General features: G+C 69.5%; 14 protein-coding genes. 4 read left to right on the top strand and 10 right to left on the bottom strand.

All coding sequences use genetic code 11. The annotated features are described in order from the left end of the window. Positions 1 to 220 precede the first annotated feature (220 nt). A complete protein-coding gene (locus LA521A_RS01590) occupies positions 221 to 2,419 on the top strand; it encodes a primosomal protein N' (RefSeq protein ID WP_281780645.1) in 2,199 nt (732 codons plus the stop codon). Here the strand turns inward: LA521A_RS01590 and LA521A_RS01585 are convergent. From LA521A_RS01585 to LA521A_RS01575, 3 genes are read right to left on the bottom strand one after another with little or no spacing between them, the layout of a single operon-like run. Then, positions 2,413 to 4,914 carry a spermidine synthase family protein gene (locus LA521A_RS01585; protein WP_281780644.1) on the bottom strand — a complete coding sequence of 834 codons (2,502 nt, stop codon included), beginning with the start codon at positions 4,912 to 4,914 and terminating at the stop codon, positions 2,413 to 2,415. The genes LA521A_RS01590 and LA521A_RS01585 overlap by 7 nt on opposite strands. Continuing rightward, on the bottom strand, positions 4,911 to 5,684 hold the full coding sequence (locus LA521A_RS01580; protein ID WP_281780643.1) for a protein-L-isoaspartate(D-aspartate) O-methyltransferase: 774 nt from the start codon (positions 5,682 to 5,684) through the stop codon (positions 4,911 to 4,913). The genes LA521A_RS01585 and LA521A_RS01580 overlap by 4 nt, the downstream gene beginning before the upstream one ends. A 56-nt stretch (positions 5,685 to 5,740) precedes the next feature. Beyond that, the gene (locus LA521A_RS01575; protein WP_281780642.1) at positions 5,741 to 6,520 is read right to left on the bottom strand and encodes an NYN domain-containing protein; all 780 of its coding nucleotides are present in this window, start codon (positions 6,518 to 6,520) and stop codon (positions 5,741 to 5,743) included. A gap of 150 nt (positions 6,521 to 6,670) precedes the next feature. Between LA521A_RS01575 and tal the strand changes: the two genes are divergently transcribed. The 3 genes from tal to LA521A_RS01560 all read left to right on the top strand — a co-directional run bounded on the left by tal (position 6,671) and on the right by LA521A_RS01560 (position 10,411). After that, positions 6,671 to 7,621, top strand: coding sequence for a transaldolase (tal, locus tag LA521A_RS01570; RefSeq protein WP_281780641.1), 951 nt, complete (start codon positions 6,671 to 6,673; stop codon positions 7,619 to 7,621). 187 nt (positions 7,622 to 7,808) lie between these two features. Next, positions 7,809 to 9,134, top strand: a complete 1,326-nt coding sequence (locus tag LA521A_RS01565; protein WP_281780640.1) for an MFS transporter — start codon at positions 7,809 to 7,811, stop codon at positions 9,132 to 9,134. Continuing rightward, positions 9,131 to 10,411 carry an NAD(P)/FAD-dependent oxidoreductase gene (locus LA521A_RS01560; RefSeq protein ID WP_281780639.1) on the top strand — a complete coding sequence of 427 codons (1,281 nt, stop codon included), beginning with the start codon at positions 9,131 to 9,133 and terminating at the stop codon, positions 10,409 to 10,411. The genes LA521A_RS01565 and LA521A_RS01560 overlap by 4 nt, the downstream gene beginning before the upstream one ends. Here the strand turns inward: LA521A_RS01560 and LA521A_RS01555 are convergent. From LA521A_RS01555 to rhlB, 7 genes are all read right to left on the bottom strand, one after another. Then, on the bottom strand, positions 10,398 to 10,859 hold the full coding sequence (locus tag LA521A_RS01555) for a DUF1203 domain-containing protein (RefSeq protein ID WP_281780638.1): 462 nt from the start codon (positions 10,857 to 10,859) through the stop codon (positions 10,398 to 10,400). The genes LA521A_RS01560 and LA521A_RS01555 overlap by 14 nt on opposite strands. Before the next feature lie 139 nt (positions 10,860 to 10,998). Further along, positions 10,999 to 11,874, bottom strand: coding sequence for an RNA polymerase sigma factor RpoH (rpoH, locus tag LA521A_RS01550; protein WP_281780637.1), 876 nt, complete (start codon positions 11,872 to 11,874; stop codon positions 10,999 to 11,001). Between the two features lie 266 nt (positions 11,875 to 12,140). Further along, positions 12,141 to 12,857: a uracil-DNA glycosylase gene (gene ung, locus LA521A_RS01545; protein ID WP_281780636.1), complete on the bottom strand. Its 717-nt coding sequence runs from the start codon at positions 12,855 to 12,857 to the stop codon at positions 12,141 to 12,143. Continuing rightward, entirely contained in the window at positions 12,854 to 13,693 is an 840-nt protein-coding gene (locus LA521A_RS01540) for a response regulator (protein WP_281780635.1), read from the bottom strand. The genes ung and LA521A_RS01540 overlap by 4 nt, the downstream gene beginning before the upstream one ends. Continuing rightward, complete coding sequence (gene ftsX / locus LA521A_RS01535) at positions 13,690 to 14,643, bottom strand: permease-like cell division protein FtsX (protein WP_281780634.1); 954 nt, start codon at positions 14,641 to 14,643, stop codon at positions 13,690 to 13,692. Before ftsX ends, LA521A_RS01540 begins: the two co-directional genes overlap by 4 nt. Then, entirely contained in the window at positions 14,640 to 15,326 is a 687-nt protein-coding gene (gene ftsE, locus LA521A_RS01530; RefSeq protein WP_281780633.1) for a cell division ATP-binding protein FtsE, read from the bottom strand. Before ftsE ends, ftsX begins: the two co-directional genes overlap by 4 nt. Positions 15,327 to 15,466: 140 nt before the next feature. After that, positions 15,467 to 17,182, bottom strand: coding sequence for an ATP-dependent RNA helicase RhlB (gene rhlB, locus LA521A_RS01525; RefSeq protein ID WP_281780632.1), 1,716 nt, complete (start codon positions 17,180 to 17,182; stop codon positions 15,467 to 15,469). Positions 17,183 to 17,461 lie beyond the last annotated feature (279 nt).

The raw sequence follows: 17,461 nt of genomic DNA, 5'->3' as shown, positions 1-17,461 counted from the left end.
TTGGCACTTTTTTCACCAACCTAGCTGCGAGGCCTTATTTCAAGCGATGGGACCCTGCTCGCAACACGCCATGCACAGATTTATCCACAGCTCGTGTGGATAAGGACGTTTTCGCTTTGGCGACGCGCACTTGCGTGATTTTTGTCACAGACGAGGCAGCAATGCACCGCAAGCTCTGCGGGCCCCTTTCGAGGCCGGGCGGCCCCGGTAGACTGCGCCGATGCCCGCTGCCCCTCCGCCCCCGCCCGCCGTCTGGCGGGTGGCCCTGCCCGTGCCACTGCCGCGCCTGTTCGATTACCGGCCGCCGGAGGGCGAGGCGGTCGAGGCGGGCGACGTCGGCCTGCGGGTGCGGGTGCCGTTCGGAAGCCGCGAACTGGTCGGGATCGTCGTCGAAACAGGCCCGGCCGACCCCGATGCGCCCGAAGCGAAACACGCCTTGGCGCGCCTGGACCCCCATCCGGTCCTGGAAGGCGAGCTGTTCGAATCGCTGCACTGGCTCGCGCGCTACACCCACGCCCCGCTCGGCGAGGTGCTGGCGACCGCGCTGCCGGCCTCCCTGCGCCGCGGCGAGCCGCTGCCCGACACCCATGCCTGGGCCTGGCGCCTGACCGAGGCCGGCCAGACCGGGCGGGAACGGTTGCGCGCCGGCAAGCCGCGCCGGCTCGCGGACCTCCTGCAGGGCGGTCCGCTGGACGAAGACCGACTCGACCTCGAATTCGACGACTGGCGGGCCGCGGCCCGGGCGCTGGCCAAGCGCGAGCTGGCCGAGCGCGTCGCCGTGCCGGCCGTCGCCCGCGCGATCGAACCGCGCCCCGGCCCGGAGCTGCACCCCGAACAGCAGGCCGCCGTCGACGCCATCCTCGCCGCGCGCGACGGCTTCGCCGCGCTGCTGCTGGACGGCGTCACCGGCAGCGGCAAGACCGAGGTCTACCTGCACGCCATCGCCGACTGCCTCGCGCGCGGCAAGCAGGCGCTGGTGCTGGTGCCGGAAATCGGCCTCACGCCGCAGACGCTGGCGCGTTTCCGCGCGCGGCTGGGGGTGCCGGTGCACGCGCTGCATTCGGGATTGGGCGATGGCGAACGCGCCCGTACGTGGACCGCATTCGCGCGCGGCGAGGCACGGGTCGTCGTCGGCACGCGCTCGGCGGTGTTCCTGCCGCTGCCCGAGGCTGGGTTGATCGTGATCGACGAGGAACACGACGGCAGCTTCAAGCAGCTCGATGGCATCCGCTACCACGCACGCGATTTCGCCCTGGTGCGCGGCAAGGCGCTGGGCGTGCCGGTGCTGCTCGGCAGTGCGACGCCATCGCTGGAATCGCTGCGCAACGCGCAGGCGGGGCGTTACGAATACCTGCGATTGCAACAACGCGCGGGACAGGCGCAGCCGCCGTCGGTGCGCGTGTGCGACGTGCGCAAGCGGCCGCTGGAGGCCGGGCTGTCGCCGGAGATGCTCGACACCATCGCCCACGCGCTCGACGCCGACGGGCAGGTGCTCGTGTTCAAGAACCGTCGCGGTTACGCGCCGGTACTGCTGTGCCACGACTGCGGCTGGAGCGCGCAGTGCCAGCGCTGCGACGCGCCGATGACCGTGCACGCGGGCGGGGTTCGCCTGCAATGCCACCACTGCGGCGCACGTCGTCCCGCGCCGGATGCGTGCCCGGATTGCGGCGGCCTCGCCTTGCAACCGCAGGGCGCGGGCACCGAGCGCATCGAGGAAATACTCACCGCACGCTTCCCCGACGTCCCGGTGCTGCGCATCGACCGCGGCACGACGCAGCGTCGCGACGCGCTCGAACAGGCGCTGGCGAAGTTCGGCACGCAGCGCGGGATCCTCGTCGGCACGCAGATGCTGGCCAAGGGCCACGACCTGCCCAACCTCACGCTGGTCGCCGTGGTCGGCGTCGACGAAGGGCTGTTTTCGGCGGATTTCCGCGCGCCGGAGAAGCTCGCGCAGTTGCTCATCCAGGTCGCCGGGCGCGCCGGCCGCGCACAGCGCAAGGGCGAAGTGCTGCTGCAGACGCACCATCCGGGCCATCCGCTGCTCGCGACGCTGCTGGCCGGCGGCTACCACGCATTCGCCGACGCGGAGCTGGAACAGCGCGAAGTCGCCGGCTTTCCGCCGTTCGCGCACATGGCGATGTTCCGCGCCGAAGCCCAGCAGGTGCAGGCCTGCGACGCGTTCCTGCGCATGGCGCGCGAAACGCTGCGCGACGTGCACGCGCCGCTGGACCTGCACGGCCCGCTGCCGGCGCCGATGCCGCGTCGCGCCGGCTTCCAGCGCATGCAGCTGCTGCTCTCCGCCGCCGACCGCCGCAGCCTTCACGCCGCGCTCGATGCCGCGCTTCCGGCGATCTACGTCTCGCCGGAGGCGCGCAAGGTGCGCTGGTCGCTCGACGTGGACCCGGTGGATCTCTACTGACGTCGAGGTTCAGACGCAGCCGGCCGCCACACCCACGCTGCGAACACGTACAGCGCGAGCGCGATCACCAGCGTTGCGCGCAGGCCGAAGGAAATCGCGAGCAGCAGCGCGAGGATCGCCGCGACCACCGACGCACAGCCGTTCAGCCCCCACGCCCACGGCACGAACGACGGCGCGGTGCGCGACAGGCGCGCGAGCCCGAGCGGGAACGGCATGCCCATCGCGAAGGCAAGCGGCGCGATGCCGACGAACGCGATGGCGGCGCGCCCCCACAGCGACCACGATGCCGTCAGCGCATGCGCGGCGATCAGCACCACGAACTGCCACGCGAGGCCGAGCACGATCGCACGCACGGACCACGCGATGCGGCGCGCGATCGCGGCATCGTCGACGTTCGGCGCCGACAGCCAGCGCTGCGCCTGCAGGCTTCCCAGGCCCGCGCAGAGCAGCATCGCCGCGAGCCCGACATTGGCGGCGATCCATGGATGCCCGAGCAGCAGCGTGAGCCGCGACAGCAGCGCGATCTCGATCAGCAGGAAGGCCAGTCCCAGCGCGAGGAAGTACGCGCCGATGCGAAGCCGCAGCGCGGCCCCGGCGACGGACTCGCGCCGGAGCGCGCGCAACGGCAGCAGGACGAGCGCGAAGGCCAGCACGATCGCCTGCACCAGCGTCGCCACGAGCACGAGGTAACCCGAATCCAGCAGCACCGCGCCGCCCTGCCCGCGCAGCCGCCACAGTTCCGGCAGGCTGCGCCAGCGGAAGAAATGCGAGAAGTACGGCCGGTCGTCGGTCGCCGGCGCGATGTCGAAGCGGTAGTCGTCGATGTACTGGCGCGCGCCGGGCGAAAGCAGCGCCTGCACGCCCTCGTATAGCGTCGGCGGATCGAGATGGTGGAACCGCGCCTGCGCATCGACGCGCCACCGTGGCGCGTGCACGACGTCGAAGCCGCGACGTTCGGCGAAACGCGTCAGCGCGGCGATGGCATGCGGATCGAACGCGGAACGCGCGACCAGCCACGTGCTCGCGTCCCAGTTGCGGATCGCCGCGACGTTGCGCGAAGGATCGCGTACGCCCTCGCTGCGCAGCGCATCCACCGCCGTGGCGAACAGCTTGAGTTCGTCGCGCGGCGGCTGCTTGCTCCACTGCGTGACCACGAGCATGCCGCGCGGCGACAGCGCGCGCAGGTAATCGCGCAGCGCTTCGGTCGTGAGCGCGTACTGCTCGCTGGTCGACTGCACGCCGGCGCCGCCGCTGGCGAAGGATTCACCGCCGGCGAGCACGACCAGATCGTACCGCTCGCCGCTCGCGCGCACGAAGGCACGCGGCTCGGCGACGAAGTTGCTGACGCGGCGGTCGTCCAGCAACCGACCCGAGTACGCGCCGAATTCCTCCCGCACCCAGTGGAGCCGGCGCGCGGATTGCTCGACCGCATCGACATGGCGCGCGCCGAGCGTGAGCGCCTGCAGTACATGCATGCCGCCGCCGGTTCCGAGCACGAGCACGCGATCGGGCAGGCGCATGCGGTACGGAAGCGCGGAGGTCATGTCGTCCAGCCATTGCCAGTTCATGTGGCTGTCGTCGCGCACGATCGGCGACATGGCATCGCCGTCGGTGTAGATCGCCAGTTGCGCCGGCAGCTCGTCGGTGTGCGACAGGCTCAGCCCCGGTGCGAATCGAAGCGGCACGCTCGGGCTTTCGACGAGCGCAAAGCTGCCGTAAGGATCGCTGCTGCGCGCGATCACGCGCGACTCGGGCAGCAGCAGTGCCTTGCTCAATCCCTTGAACTCGTTCGCGCGCGGTACGAGCGCCTGCGTCGGCCAAAGCATCGCCAGCGCGATGGCAACGACCAGCGCCCCCATGCGCAACACGATGCGCCGAGTGACGAGCACGGCCGCGAACGGGCCGCACAGCGCCGCTATCAGCAAGCCCTTCTCCACGGGCCGCGCACTGGCGGCGAGTGCTGCGAGCGTGCCGATCGCCGCGCCGATCAGGTCCGCGCCGTACAACGCCGGGATGCGCGAACCGTGCCGCGCGAACGCCAGACCAAAACAGGCCGCGGCGAAGAAGAAGGGCACCGACAGCGTCAGGTACAGCATCGCCAGCCACAGCATCTGGCGCGGATTCCACACCAGCTCCAGCCCGTTGAAGGGAATCGCGCGCGCGACGAGCAACGTGATGGCCGCGCTGGTCGCGAACAGCAGTGCGCACGTTGCGAACGCCGCGTCGAAATCGCGATGCAGCCGCGCAAGCCGCTCACCGCGTAGCCAGACGCTGAGCCACGTCCCGCTCGCGCCGTGACCGAGCAGCGCGAGGCTGATGATCATCACCGCGAACGGGTGCCAATGCGCGATCGCGAGCCAGCGCATCAGCAGCAGCTGCCACGCGAGTGCGGCGGCGGACACCAGCGCAATGGCGACGGGAAGCGCGAGCGCATGCGTGGCGCCCGCCTGCGTCTGCGTGGACGACGCGCGCTGCGTGGTATCGGCAACGCTCACGGGCCACCCGTCAGCGGAACGAAGCGCACCGGCAGCACCTGCCGCGTACGCACCCGGCCCTGCGCGTCCTTCTGGACCAGCAGCAGCGTCTGCGTGAAGAAGCTGCTGCCGACGGGAATCACCATGCGGCCGCCGGGTTTCAGCTGCGCAACGAGCGGCGGTGGAATCGACGAGGCCGCCGCGGTGACGACGATCGCATCGAACGGCGCGTGCTCCTTCCAGCCGTAATAGCCGTCGCCGACGCGCGCCTGCATGTTCGGATAACGACGCAACCGCTGCGCCGCCTGTTTCGCGAGCGGCTCGACGATCTCGATCGTGTGGACTTTCGCCTGCGTTTCGGCGAGCACCGCCGCCTGGTAGCCGGAGCCCGTGCCGATTTCCAGGATCGACTGGCCCGCGCGCGGCGCGGCGAGCGTGGTCATCAGCGCGACGATGTACGGCTGCGAGATGGTCTGCCCGTAGCCGATGCCGAGCGGACGGTTCTCGTACGCGTTTTTGCGTTCCGACGCCGGAACGTATTCGTGTCGCGGCACGCGCGCGAGGATCGCGAGCACGGCCGGATCGATGCGCGTCGCGCTGCCAGTATCGTCGCGCGACTGCTCGCGCAGCTCGGCGATCAACGCCGCGCGCGGCGCGGCATGGTCATCGCGATTCGAAGCCCCCTGGCGCGCCGGTGCGGCACGCGGGAGCAGCAGCCATGGCGACAGCACGATCGCCTCCACGATCGCGCGACGATGCAGGAAACCTGCACGGGCGTCGGCGCCGGACATGCCGGCGAGTGTAGGGCCGCGGGTGTTACGTCACGGGCAACGCGAACGCGCCGGTTTCAGGCTTTCTTGGCGGCTTTCGTCGCGGCCTTCTTCTGCGTCTTGCCGGTGCCCGAGCCGTTCCTGGGCGGATTGCGGATCCAGATGTTCAGGTTCTCGCGCCGGCTCTGGAACAGGCCGATCGCCTCGACCAGGTCGCTGAGTTTCCCGTAGCCGTAGTTGCGCGGATCGAACGAGGCCTGGTTGCCGATCTGGCTGCCGACCGTGCTCAAACGGGCCCAGCCGTCCTCGTCGCTGGCCGCCTCGACCGCGCTGCGCAGCATCTGCAGCAGGCGCGTGTCGCCGCGCAGTTCCTGCGGCGACTTGGGCTTGGTGAGCGCGGCGCTTTCGGTCTCGGCCACGCCGCCCAGCGCTTCCAGGTAGGTGAACTTGGAACACGCGTTGCGGAAGGCTTCCGGCGTCTTCTTCTCGCCAAAGCCGTACACCTTCATGCCGTCGGTGAGCAGGCGCATCACCAGCGGGGTGAAATCCGCATCGCTGGAGACGATGGCGAAGCCGTCGAGGTTGCGGGCGTAAAGCAGGTCCATCGCGTCGATGACCATCGCCATGTCGGAGGCGTTCTTGCCGGTGCTGTAGGCGAACTGCTGCATGGGCCGGATCGCGTACTCGTGGAGCGTCGCCTCCCAGCCCTTCAAGTGCGGGCTCTTCCAGTTGCCGTAGGCGCGGCGGACGTTGGCGATGCCGTGGCGGGCGACCTCGGCCAGGATGACGTCGATCTTCGCTGCCGGCGCGTTGTCGGCATCGATGAGCAGGGCGATTCGGCGCTCGGGTTCGGACATGACGGGGTTCCCGCGAAGCCGCCGGCCGCGGCGTTGCCGCGAGCCTAGCGCAGCCGGGCGCGGGCTGGCATAACGGGATAGCGCTATCCCCTGCACGCCCCATCCCCCACAATGGGGCGGAACCATCGACACGACCCCACGAACCCGATCATGACCAGCCAGCTCGAACAACTCCGCGCCTATTCGGCGGTGGTCGCCGACACCGGCGACATCGACGCCATCGCCCGCTTCCACCCGCTCGACGCGACCACCAACCCGTCGCTGCTGCTCAAGGCCGCCTCGCTGCCGCGATACGCGCCGCTGATCGACTCGGCGATCTCGCAGGCCCGCGGCACCGACCTCGCCGCACGCGTGGCCGACGCCGCCGACCTGCTCGCGGTGACGGTGGGCGTGGAGATCCTCAAGCTCATCCCGGGCCGTGTTTCGACCGAGGTGGACGCACGCCACAGCTTCGACACGGAGGCCACGCTGGCGCAGGCGCGCAAGCTCGTCGCGCTGTACGAACAGGTCGGCATCGGCCGCGAGCGGCTGCTGATCAAGATCGCCTCCACGTGGGAAGGCATCCGCGCCGCCGAGCAGCTGGAGCGCGAAGGCATCCAGTGCAACCTCACGCTGCTGTTCTCCTTCGCCCAGGCCGTGGCCTGCGCCGAGGCGGGCGTGTTCCTGATTTCGCCGTTCGTGGGCCGCATCCTCGACTGGCACCTGGCCAACGGCGCCGAAAAGCCCGCCACGCCGCAGGACGATCCGGGCGTGCAGTCGGTCACGCGCATCTGGCATCACTACAAGCGCCACGGCTTCAACACCGTTGTAATGGGCGCGAGCTTCCGCAACACCGGGCAGGTGCTGGCGCTGGCCGGTTGCGATCGCCTGACGATCTCGCCGGACCTGCTGCACGCGCTGGCCGAAGGCACCGGCGACGTGCCGCGTGCGCTGGTCGATGGCGGCGATCGCGCCCCGGCGCCGGCCCGCCTTTCGGAGGCCGGCTTCCGCTGGGAGCACAACGAAGACGCGATGGCGACCGACAAGCTCGCCGACGGCATCCGCAAGTTCGCCGCCGACCAGCGCAAGCTCGAGGCGATGCTGGCGGAGCGGTTGGGGTAAGACTTCAATCGCATGTGTCGATGACGAAGCCCGGCTCACGCCGGGCTTTGTTTTTGTAGCCCGGGTAAGGCCGAAGGCCGCACCCGGGGTAGACGCCGCGCCAATGCGTCCCCGGGTGAGCTCCGCTTACCCGGGCTACAAGAGCGGCGTCAACGCGGCCTCGAGTTCGTTCGGGCAAACTATGCGCATGGATGCCACCGCCCCGATGACACCCACCCAGCGCCTGCGCAGCATCTTCAGCGGTTCGGTCGGCAACCTCGTCGAGTGGTATGACTGGTACGCCTACTCCGCCTTCGCGATCTATTTCGCGCCGCATTTCTTCCCCAAGGGCGACACCACCGCGCAGCTGCTCGATACCGCAGCGGTGTTCGCGGTGGGCTTCCTCATGCGCCCGGTCGGCGGCTGGCTGATGGGCCTGTATGCCGACCGGCACGGACGCAAGGCCGCGTTGATGCTGTCGGTCCTGCTGATGTGCGCCGGATCGCTGCTGATCGCGGTCGCGCCGGGCTTCGAAAGCATCGGCGTCGCGGCGCCCGCGCTGCTGGTCTTCGCGCGCCTGCTCCAGGGCCTGAGCGTGGGCGGCGAATACGGCACCTCGGCGACGTACCTGAGCGAGATGGCGCAGTCGAAGCATCGCGGCTTCTGGTCGAGTTTCCAGTACGTGACGCTGGTGATGGGCCAGTTGCTCGCGCTCGCACTGCTCGTGCTCCTGCAGCGCGCGCTGCTCACCGAGGAACAGCTGCACGCATGGGGCTGGCGCATTCCGTTCGTGGTTGGTGCGCTGTGCGCGGTGACCGCGCTGTGGTTGCGTCGCGGCATGCAGGAAACCGAATCCTTCGCCGTTGCGCGCACGCGCGATAACAAGCAGCGCGGCAGCCTGCGCGTGCTGATGCAGCACCCGCGCGAAGTGCTCACGGTGATCGGCCTGACCATGGGCGGCACGCTGTCGTTCTACACGTTCACCACGTACCCGCAGAAATTCCTGGTGAACACCGGCGGCTTCAGCAAGGCGGACGCCACGCTGATCTCCGCCGCGTCGCTGTTCGTGTTCATGCTGCTGCAGCCGCTGGTGGGCGCGCTGTCCGACCGCACGGGACGCCGCCCGATCCTCATCGCCTTCGGCGTGCTCGGCACGCTGTTCACCTACACCATCCTCAGCGGCATCGCCGCCTCGCGCACCGTGACGGACGCGTTCGTCTGGGTGATGTCGGGCCTGCTGATCGTCAGCGGCTACACGTCGATCAACGCGGTGGTGAAGGCCGAGCTGTTCCCGGCGCACATCCGCGCGCTCGGCGTGGGCCTGCCGTACGCGCTGACGGTGTCGGTGTTCGGTGGCACCGCGGAGTACATCGCGCTGTGGTTCAAGCAGATCGGTCACGAGTCGTGGTTCTACGTGTACGTGACCGCGTGCGTGGCGGTGTCGCTGTGCGTGTACGCGTTGATGCGCGACACGAAGGCGCATTCGCGCATCGACCGCGACCTCGACATTCCGAACACGGGAGAACATGCATGACGGCGTCCGATCCACGTCCGCACGTGATCATCGTCGGCGGCGGCTTCGGCGGGTTGTGGGCGACGCGCGCGCTCGCCGGCAGCGATGTGCGCATCACGCTGATCGACCGCCGCAACCACCACCTGTTCCAGCCGCTGCTGTACCAAGTCGCCACGGCGGGCCTGTCCTCGCCCGACATCGCCGCGCCGCTGCGCCACATCCTGCGCAACCAGCGCAACGTCGAGGTGCGGTTGGGCGAAGTGATCGGCCTGGATACGCAGGCGCGCACGGTGTCGCTCGCCGAGGGCGCCGCGCTGTCGTACGACTTCCTGCTGCTCGCCAGCGGCGCAACGCACGCGTACTTCGGACACGACGAATGGAGCGCCGACGCGCCCGGCCTGAAGACGCTGGACGATGCGCTGGCGATCCGTCGTCGCCTGCTGCTGGCGTTCGAACGCGCGGAGGCCTGCGACGATCCCGCCGAACGCGACGCGTGGCTGAACTTCGCCGTCGTCGGCGGCGGTCCGACCGGCGTCGAACTCGCCGGCACGCTGGCGGAAATCGCACGCCACACGCTCACGCGCGAGTTCCGCAACATCGACCCCTCGCACGCACGCGTGCGGCTGATCGAAGGCGGCCCGCGCGTGCTCGCATCGTTTCCCGAATCGCTGTCGGAGAAAGCCCGCAAGCAGCTGCACAAGCTCGGCGTCGAAGTCGTGACCGGCACGCCCGTCAGCGCGATCGACACGACCGGCTACACGCTCGGCGACACCTTCGTGCCGTCACGCACCGTGTTGTGGGCGGCGGGCGTCGCGGCGTCGCCGCTGGGCGCGCTGCTCGACGTGCCGCGCGACCGCGCCGGTCGCGTGCCGGTGGAAGCCGACCTCAGCGTCCCCGGGCATCCGGAGATTTTCGTCGCAGGCGACCTGGCCAGCGTGCAGCAGGACGGCAAACCCGTGCCCGGCGTCGCGCCGGCCGCGAAACAGATGGGCGCGCACGTGGCCGACGCGATCAAGGCGCGGCTTGCGGGCCGGCCGACGCCGGCGTTCCATTACCGCGACTTCGGCAACCTCGCGACGATCGGCCGCATGGCCGCGGTCGTCGACCTGCACGGTTTCAGGATCTCCGGCCTGCTCGCGTGGTGGTTCTGGCTCGCGGCGCACGTGTTCTTCCTGATCGGTTTCCGCAACCGGCTCATCGTGCTGCTCAACTGGGCGTGGTCGTACTGGAGTTACCAGCGCCACGCGCGGATCATCCTGGGACGCGATGCGCCGCCGCCCGCCGTCACGCGCGAGTGACGCGACACGCGTAGCAGCCGTATCGCGCGAAGTGCACGTGCAGCGTGTCGACGTCGGCCCGCGCGAAGAAGCGCTCGACCAGTGCGCTCAGCTCCGTCCCGTCGACGACATCGGCGATGCGCATCATCCCGTCGCCGTAGGCGCGGACCGACAGCAGCCGCCGTCGCAGCTGCTCGGGTACTTCGTCGACCGCGGGCATCGCCTCGGACGCGTTTTCCCGCACGAAGATGGCGCCCGAAGCGCGATAGGGCGTCGGCACCGGATGGTGTTCGAACGGCAGCAGGAGCAGGCGTTCGCCGGGCCCGGCGTCGCGCAGGCTGACGCGGCACGGGAACGAACCCGGCTCATCGGCGACGACGCGGCGGATGTCGCGCGCGGCGAGTTCGCCATCGGACAGCGTGAACAGCGGCTGGAACTGCGCGGAAGGCAGCGCGTGGATGCGAAACATGGCATGGCTCCTGGTCGATGACGCCATGTTCCGCGTGCGATGCACGCATCGCTATCCGATCCTTGCGACGAGCGCAGCGGACACGCAAAACAAAACGGCCCGGTTTCCCGGGCCGTTTCGATGCATCGTGGTGCGCGGCTTACGCGGCGAACAGCGCGCGCATCTTCTTCAGCGCGTTGGCCTCGATCTGGCGGATGCGCTCGGCGCTGACGCCGTATTCGTCGGCCAGTTCCTGCAGCGTGATCTTGCTTTCCGAGTCCAGCCAACGACGCTTGACGATGTCACGCGAACGCTGGTCCAGGCCCGACAGGCCTTCGCGCAGCAGGGCGAGGTGGTTGTCTTCCTCGTCCTCGCGCTCGTACGTCTGCGACGGGTCTTCGGCGTCGGTGCGCAGGTAGGCGACCGGCGACGGCGGCGCGTTGTCGTCGTCATCGTCCGGCGCGTCGAAGCCGATGTCGCGACCGGACAGGCGCGATTCCATCTCGAGCACTTCGCGCTCGGACACGTTGAGGTCCTGGGCGACTGCGCGGACTTCCTCGGCGTTCATCCAGCCCAGGCGGGTCTTGGACTTGCGCAGGTTGAAGAACAGCTTGCGCTGCGCCTTGGTCGTGGCGACCTTCACGATGCGCCAGTTCTTCAGGATGAACTCGTGCATCTCGGCACGGATCCAGTGCACCGCGAAGGACACCAGGCGCACGCCCTGGTCGGGGTCGAAGCGCTTGACTGCCTTCATCAGGCCAATGTTGCCTTCCTGGATGAGGTCGCCCAGCTGCAGGCCGTAGCCGTTGTAGCCGCGCGCGACGTGCACCACGAAGCGCAGGTGCGAATGCACCAGCTCGCGTGCGGCGTCGAGATCCTCGCCTTCGCGGAAGCGACGCGCCAGCGCCTGCTCGTCTTCGGCCGTGAGCACCGGGATGCGATGCACGGCGTTGACGTAGGCGTCCAGCGAACCGAGCGCGCTCGGCACCGGGAGGTTGTTGGAAACCAGCGGGAGGGACAAGGTGTTCTGGGTCATGGGGGCATCTTAGCAGTCGATATGGCGCTCTGCTAAAGGTCGAAAGGGCCTCAGTGTTTCATGGGTGGGACAAACACCGGGCGGGCTCGACCGTGGGTAGGGCGGCGCGCGGGGTTTGCAAATCAATCACTTGGAGCGTGAGCGGAGTGTCGGCACGGGATGACCGTGGCGCTCCAGCGCACCCGTTCATAGACCTTGCCCGGCCCCAGAAGTTCATTGGGCCGAAACCGTTTTCCGCAAGACGGATGAGCCCGCCAAGTCGGGGTTCAGGCCCCCAGGCCTTCCTGCCCCGGCAACGACCAGTCGATCGGCGTCTTGCCGTGGCGGACGAGGTACTCGTTGGCGGCCGAGAAATGCCCCGACCCGATGAAGCCCCGGTAGGCGGAGAGGGGCGAAGGATGCGGCGCCTTCAGCACCTTGTGGCGGCGCGGATCGATGACCTTGCCCTTGGCCTGCGCGTAGCTGCCCCAGAGCATGAAGACCAGGCCGTCGCGCTCGCGGTTGAGCACGTCGACGACGTGGTCGGTGAAGCCTTCCCACCCCTTGCCCTGATGCGCGCCGGCGCGGCCTTCTTCCACCGTGAGCACGGCATTGAGCATCAGCACGCCCTGGCGGGCCCACGGCAGCAGGCAGCCATGATCGGGCCGGGCCACGCCGAGATCGCGCTGGATCTCCTTGAAGATGTTGTCCAGCGACGGCGGCACCGGCACGCCCGGCTGCACCGAGAAGCACAGCCCATGCGCCTGTCCGACGCCGTGGTACGGGTCCTGGCCGAGGATGACGACCTTGACCTCGTCGAACGGCGTCGCGTCGAACGCGGCGAAGATGTTCGGCCCGGGCGGGAAGATCCGGGCGCCGGCCGCCTTGCGGTCGCGAAGGAAGGCCGAGAGCGCCTGCATGTCGGGACGCTGCAGGTAATCGCCGACTTTCGCCTTCCACGACGGGTCCAGCCGGATGCGGTCGTGGTCCGCCGCCTCGTTCATGCGTCCAGCGTCGTGGGTTCCGGCAGCCGCGCCAGGCGCAGCTGGAACAGGGTCTTGGTCACCAGCAGGCGCTCTTCGATCGGCTTGAGCACCAGGTCGTTCGCACCGGCACGGATGAGCGCGCTCTGGTTGTCGGCATTGCCGTCGCCGGTCATCACCAGCACCGGCAGGCGACGCTTGCCGTAGCCGAAATCCTCGCGCAGGCGGGCGAGCAGGTCGTTGCCGCTCAGCGCGCCCTTCAGGTACACGTCGGTCAGCACGCAGTCGCAGCCGACATCGTCCTGTCCGCGGTGCGTTTCCAGGTATTCCAAAGCCTCTTCCACGCCGACGAAGTGCAGCACGGTGAGGCCATGGCGTTCGAGCATGCGCTTGGTCGCCAGCGCGACGACCTTGCTGTCCTCGACGTAGAGCACGCGCGCGCCGGGGATCGGCTGCGGTTGCACGTAGCCGCGGATGAACGCGGCCAGCGCGGTGTGGCCGAGCGCCTTGTCGAAGTAGTCGGTGACGTCTTCGGTGAAGCGGCGCGATTCCAGGTGCGATTGCGCATCGCCGGAGACGACGATGATCGGCACGTACGCCTGCCCCGCCGATTCGCGCACGACGCGCGCCAGCGCGATGCCGTCGCCGTCGGGCAGCACGAGCGAGGTCGTGACCAGGTCGACCGCACCGCCTTCGAGCGCGGCGCGGGCCTCGGCGATGCCGGCGCACGGTACGACGACGGCGTCGCTCAGCTCGCGCGTGAGCACGTCGCCGATGAGCTTGCGGACCAGCTTGGAGCCGTCGACCACCATGATGCGCGGCGCGGCGTTGGCGAGATGGCGAAGATCCTGGCTCATGTCGTCGGTCGCGTCTGGCGCAGGTAGTGGCCGGTGACCAGACCGGCGCCGATCCAGCCGAGCAGGCCGGAGCCGATCACGATGGCGATGGCATCGCGAAGGTCGAAGCCGTGCAGCGCGAACTGGCTTCCGTAGCTTTGTGCGAGCGCCGCGAGCGGCTCGCGCAATGCATGGTCGGCGGCAGTGAGCAACGCCAGTGCGAGCAGGCCGGCGACCAGCCCGTAGCTCAGGCCCAGGTACAGGAACGGCCGGCGGATGAAGCCGTCGGTGGCGCCGAGCTGCTGCAGCACGGCGATTTCATCGCGGCGCGACTGGATGTCCAGTCGCACCGTATTGCCGACAACCAGCAGCGCGCCGACGCCGAGCAGCGCGGCGAGCACCCACGCCAGGCGCACGCCGAAGCGCAGCCACTGGTCCAGGCGCTGGCGCCACGCGGCGTCGTGCTGGACGACATCGACGTCGGGCAGCGTGCGCAGCGACTCGGCGAGCGTTGTCTCGTCGTCCTTCGGCGTCACGATCAGCACGCTCGGCAGCGGGTTGCCGTCCACCGCGCTGATCGCCTCGCCCAGGCCGCTGCTGCGGCGCAGCTCTTCCATGCCCTGCTCGGGCGTGCGCAGGTCGAGCGTGGCGATGTCGCCACGACCGCGCAGCTGGTCGGCGAGCGCGCGGGCACGGTCGACGGTGACCTGCGGCTTGAGGAACAGGCTGATCTGCCGCGACTGTTCGACCGTGCCGGTGAAGCGTTCGACGTTGCCGAGCGCGGCCCACAGCCCGAGCGGTAGCGTGATCGCCACCGCCATCACGCCGATGGTCAGCGCGGTGGCCCACGGCTTGCGCAGCATGCGGCCGACGCTGGCGACGAGGCTGTAGACGTGATGGTCGAACCAGGTGCCCAGACGCGAATTCGGGCGCGAGGGGCGGGCGGATGCAGGGGCGGTCGGCGCGCTCACTGGGCCAGGTCCTCCGGCGAGATGTCGTCGACCAGGCGGCCCTGGTTCAACACCAGCACGCGCTTCTTCATGCGCTTGACCAGCGCGAGGTCGTGGCTGGCCACCAGCACGCTCGTGCCGAGCTCCGGCAGCGATTCGAACAGCGCCATGATCTCGGCCGACAGCGTCGGATCGAGGTTGCCGGTGGGTTCGTCGGCGACCAGCAGGCGCGGCTCGCCGACGATCGCACGCGCGATGCCGACGCGTTGCTGCTCACCGGCCGACAGTTGCGACGGCAGCGCGTTGGCGCGCGCGCCCAGCGACACCTTGTCGAGCACCGCGCGCACGCGCTTGCCGATGTCGCCTCGACGCATGCCGCGCAGGATCAGCGGCAGCGCGACGTTGTCGGCGACGCTGCGATCGCCGAGCAGGCGGTGGTCCTGGAACACGACGCCGACGTCGCGACGATGCAGCGCGATGCGACGGCCGCGCACCTTCAGCAGGTTGCGGTCGCCGAAGACGACGGCGCCGCGGCTCGGGCGTTCGGACAGATGGATGAGCTTGAGCAGCGTGCTCTTGCCCGCGCCGGAATGGCCGGTGACGAACAGCATTTCGCCCTGCGCGACTTCGAAGCTCACTTCGCTCAACGCGTCGTGGCCGCCGTCGTACCGCTTGCTGACGTTGTCGAAGCGCAGGACGCTCATCGCTCACCGGTTAACACACTCGTGCCGCCCAGTATCGGCGGCACGGGCGGCGATGGCTAGGGAGAAATCGACCGCGGGCACATAAACCGCGACGCGGTTCGCGACGCGATGCGCGGACGCCGCCCGGCGCCCGCGCGAACTCAGTGCTGGCTGCGCGGCGAACGCGAGATCAGCGACTTCAGGCTGCGGCCGATGCGATGCAGCAGGCCGAGCTTGTCGCCGTCCTTCGCCGCGGCCTTGGCGGCTGCCTTCTGCGCATGGACCTGGGTCGGCGACTTCGGTGCGGCCTGCGCCGGTGCGGCGGCCTGTGCGGCGTCGGCGCCCTCGATGCGGCGACCGCCGCGACGGCGACGGCGCTTGCGCGGCGCGCGTTCGGTATCCGGCGTCGGGATGACCGAGGGATCGACGACGTCGCTCTTCGCCGCGGCTTCGACCGGCTGCGTGCGCGGCTTGCGCTCGCTGCGCGGTGCGCCGTCACGGCCGCCTTCACGGCGACCGCCTTCACGACGTCCGTCGCCACGGGAACCGCCGCCCGGCTTGGCGCCACGGCTGCGACCACCGCCGCGGCGCTCCTCGTCGGCCGCACGCTGCTCGCGCGCTTCCTTGAAGATCGAGCCGATGCTCTCGTTCTCGCCCTCGCCTTCCGCGCCTTCGGGCACTTCGCGCGGCGGGCGCGGGATGGCGACCAGCAGGTCGGCGTCCACCGCCGCCACCGGCAGCTTCTGTTCGATGTAGGCCTCGATGTCCGGCAGCGACATCGCGTAGCGCTCGCAGGCGAAGCTGATCGCGTCGCCTTCCGCGCCGAGGCGGGCGGTGCGGCCGATGCGGTGGACGTAGTCCTCCGCGTCGAACGGCAGGTCGTAGTTGTAGACGTGCGAGACGCCGTCGATGTGCAGGCCGCGCGCGGCCACGTCGGTCGCGACGAGGATCTCGAGCTGGCCCTTCTGGAAGCGGTTGAGCAGCGTCTCGCGCTTCTTCTGCGGCACGTCGCCGGACAGCACGCCGACGCGGTAACCGCCCTTCTCCAGCGCGCGCGCGACGCGTTCGACGAACGCCTTGGTGTTGACGAACACCATCGTCCGCGCGCCCTCACTCCGCGAGAGCAGGCCGAGCAGCAGCGGGATCTTCTCGTCGTCGGCCGGGAAGAACACCTTCTGGCGCACGCGCGCGGCGGTGACGGTCTCGGCTTCCACGACGAGCTTTTCCGGCTCGTTCATGTGTTCGTACGCCAGCTCCAGCACGCGGTGGCTCAGCGTGGCGCTGAACAGCAGCGTCTGGCGCTCGGTGCGGATCGGCATGCGGCGCAGCAGGAAGCGGATGTCCTTGATGAAGCCCAGGTCGAACATGCGGTCGGCTTCGTCGAGCACGCACATCTCGCAGGCGTGCAGCGACACGACCTTGTGCTGCTTGACGTAGTCGATCAGGCGGCCGGGCGTGGCGATGATGATGTCGGCGCCCTTCTGCAGCAGTTCGCGCTGCTTGTCGTAGTCGACGCCGCCGTAGACCAGGGCGAACTTCAGTCCCAGGTCGGAACCGAACTTCACCGCGTCCTTGTGGATCTGGATGGCGAGTTCGCGCGTGGGCGCCAGGATCAGCGCGCGCGGGTCTTCCGGCTTGCGCTCGGCGAGCGCCGGACGCGTCAGCAGGCGGTTCATCACCGCGACCAGGAAGGCCAGCGTCTTGCCGGTGCCGGTCTGCGCCTGGCCGGCGACATCGCGACCCTGCAGGGCGATGGGAAGCGTGAGGGCCTGGATCGGCGTGCAGCGGGTGAAGCCGGCGGCTTCGAGCCCGGCCAACAGGCTGGGATGCAGGTCGAACGAGGAAAAGGAAACGTCGGTAAGAGGCTTGTCGCTCATCAGCTTGGAAGTCCGCGCGCGCCGTGCAGTTGCAGCATGCAATGTTGCGTTGGCGCGCTTGCGTGGGTGGCGTCCGCATCGCAGACTGCCGGGGCCGGGCCCGCTCGGGCGCCGGCTCGGAAAGGGGTCGGGAACCGGCCGGATCGGACCGCTGGTCCGGGCTTGAAGTCCCCTCGAAACGCCCCAGTTTACCGTAACGACCGTTCCGGCATGCCCGATGGCCAGGCCGGGTCGATCACCCGTCCGTGGGACGGCCCCCGGGGTCGTCCGCCATGCCCC

The organism is Lysobacter auxotrophicus, from assembly GCF_027924565.1.
GTDB lineage: Bacteria > Pseudomonadota > Gammaproteobacteria > Xanthomonadales > Xanthomonadaceae > Lysobacter_J > Lysobacter_J auxotrophicus.
The sequence above is the reverse complement of the archived record's forward strand: the minus strand, read 5'-3'. Positions and strand labels throughout refer to the sequence as shown.

What these genes read in the sequence shown, in the direction of transcription:
- LA521A_RS01590 (WP_281780645.1), top strand. Translation starts at nt 221, where the DNA reads ATGCCCGCTGCCCCTCCGCCCCCGCCCGCCGTCTGGCGGGTGGCCCTG.
- LA521A_RS01580 (WP_281780643.1), bottom strand. Translation starts at nt 5,684, where the DNA reads ATGTCCGGCGCCGACGCCCGTGCAGGTTTCCTGCATCGTCGCGCGATC.
- LA521A_RS01575 (WP_281780642.1), bottom strand. Translation starts at nt 6,520, where the DNA reads ATGTCCGAACCCGAGCGCCGAATCGCCCTGCTCATCGATGCCGACAAC.
- tal (WP_281780641.1), top strand. Translation starts at nt 6,671, where the DNA reads ATGACCAGCCAGCTCGAACAACTCCGCGCCTATTCGGCGGTGGTCGCC.
- LA521A_RS01565 (WP_281780640.1), top strand. Translation starts at nt 7,809, where the DNA reads ATGGATGCCACCGCCCCGATGACACCCACCCAGCGCCTGCGCAGCATC.
- LA521A_RS01560 (WP_281780639.1), top strand. Translation starts at nt 9,131, where the DNA reads ATGACGGCGTCCGATCCACGTCCGCACGTGATCATCGTCGGCGGCGGC.
- LA521A_RS01555 (WP_281780638.1), bottom strand. Translation starts at nt 10,859, where the DNA reads ATGTTTCGCATCCACGCGCTGCCTTCCGCGCAGTTCCAGCCGCTGTTC.
- rpoH (WP_281780637.1), bottom strand. Translation starts at nt 11,874, where the DNA reads ATGACCCAGAACACCTTGTCCCTCCCGCTGGTTTCCAACAACCTCCCG.
- ung (WP_281780636.1), bottom strand. Translation starts at nt 12,857, where the DNA reads ATGAACGAGGCGGCGGACCACGACCGCATCCGGCTGGACCCGTCGTGG.
- LA521A_RS01540 (WP_281780635.1), bottom strand. Translation starts at nt 13,693, where the DNA reads ATGAGCCAGGATCTTCGCCATCTCGCCAACGCCGCGCCGCGCATCATG.
- ftsE (WP_281780633.1), bottom strand. Translation starts at nt 15,326, where the DNA reads ATGAGCGTCCTGCGCTTCGACAACGTCAGCAAGCGGTACGACGGCGGC.
- rhlB (WP_281780632.1), bottom strand. Translation starts at nt 17,182, where the DNA reads ATGAGCGACAAGCCTCTTACCGACGTTTCCTTTTCCTCGTTCGACCTG.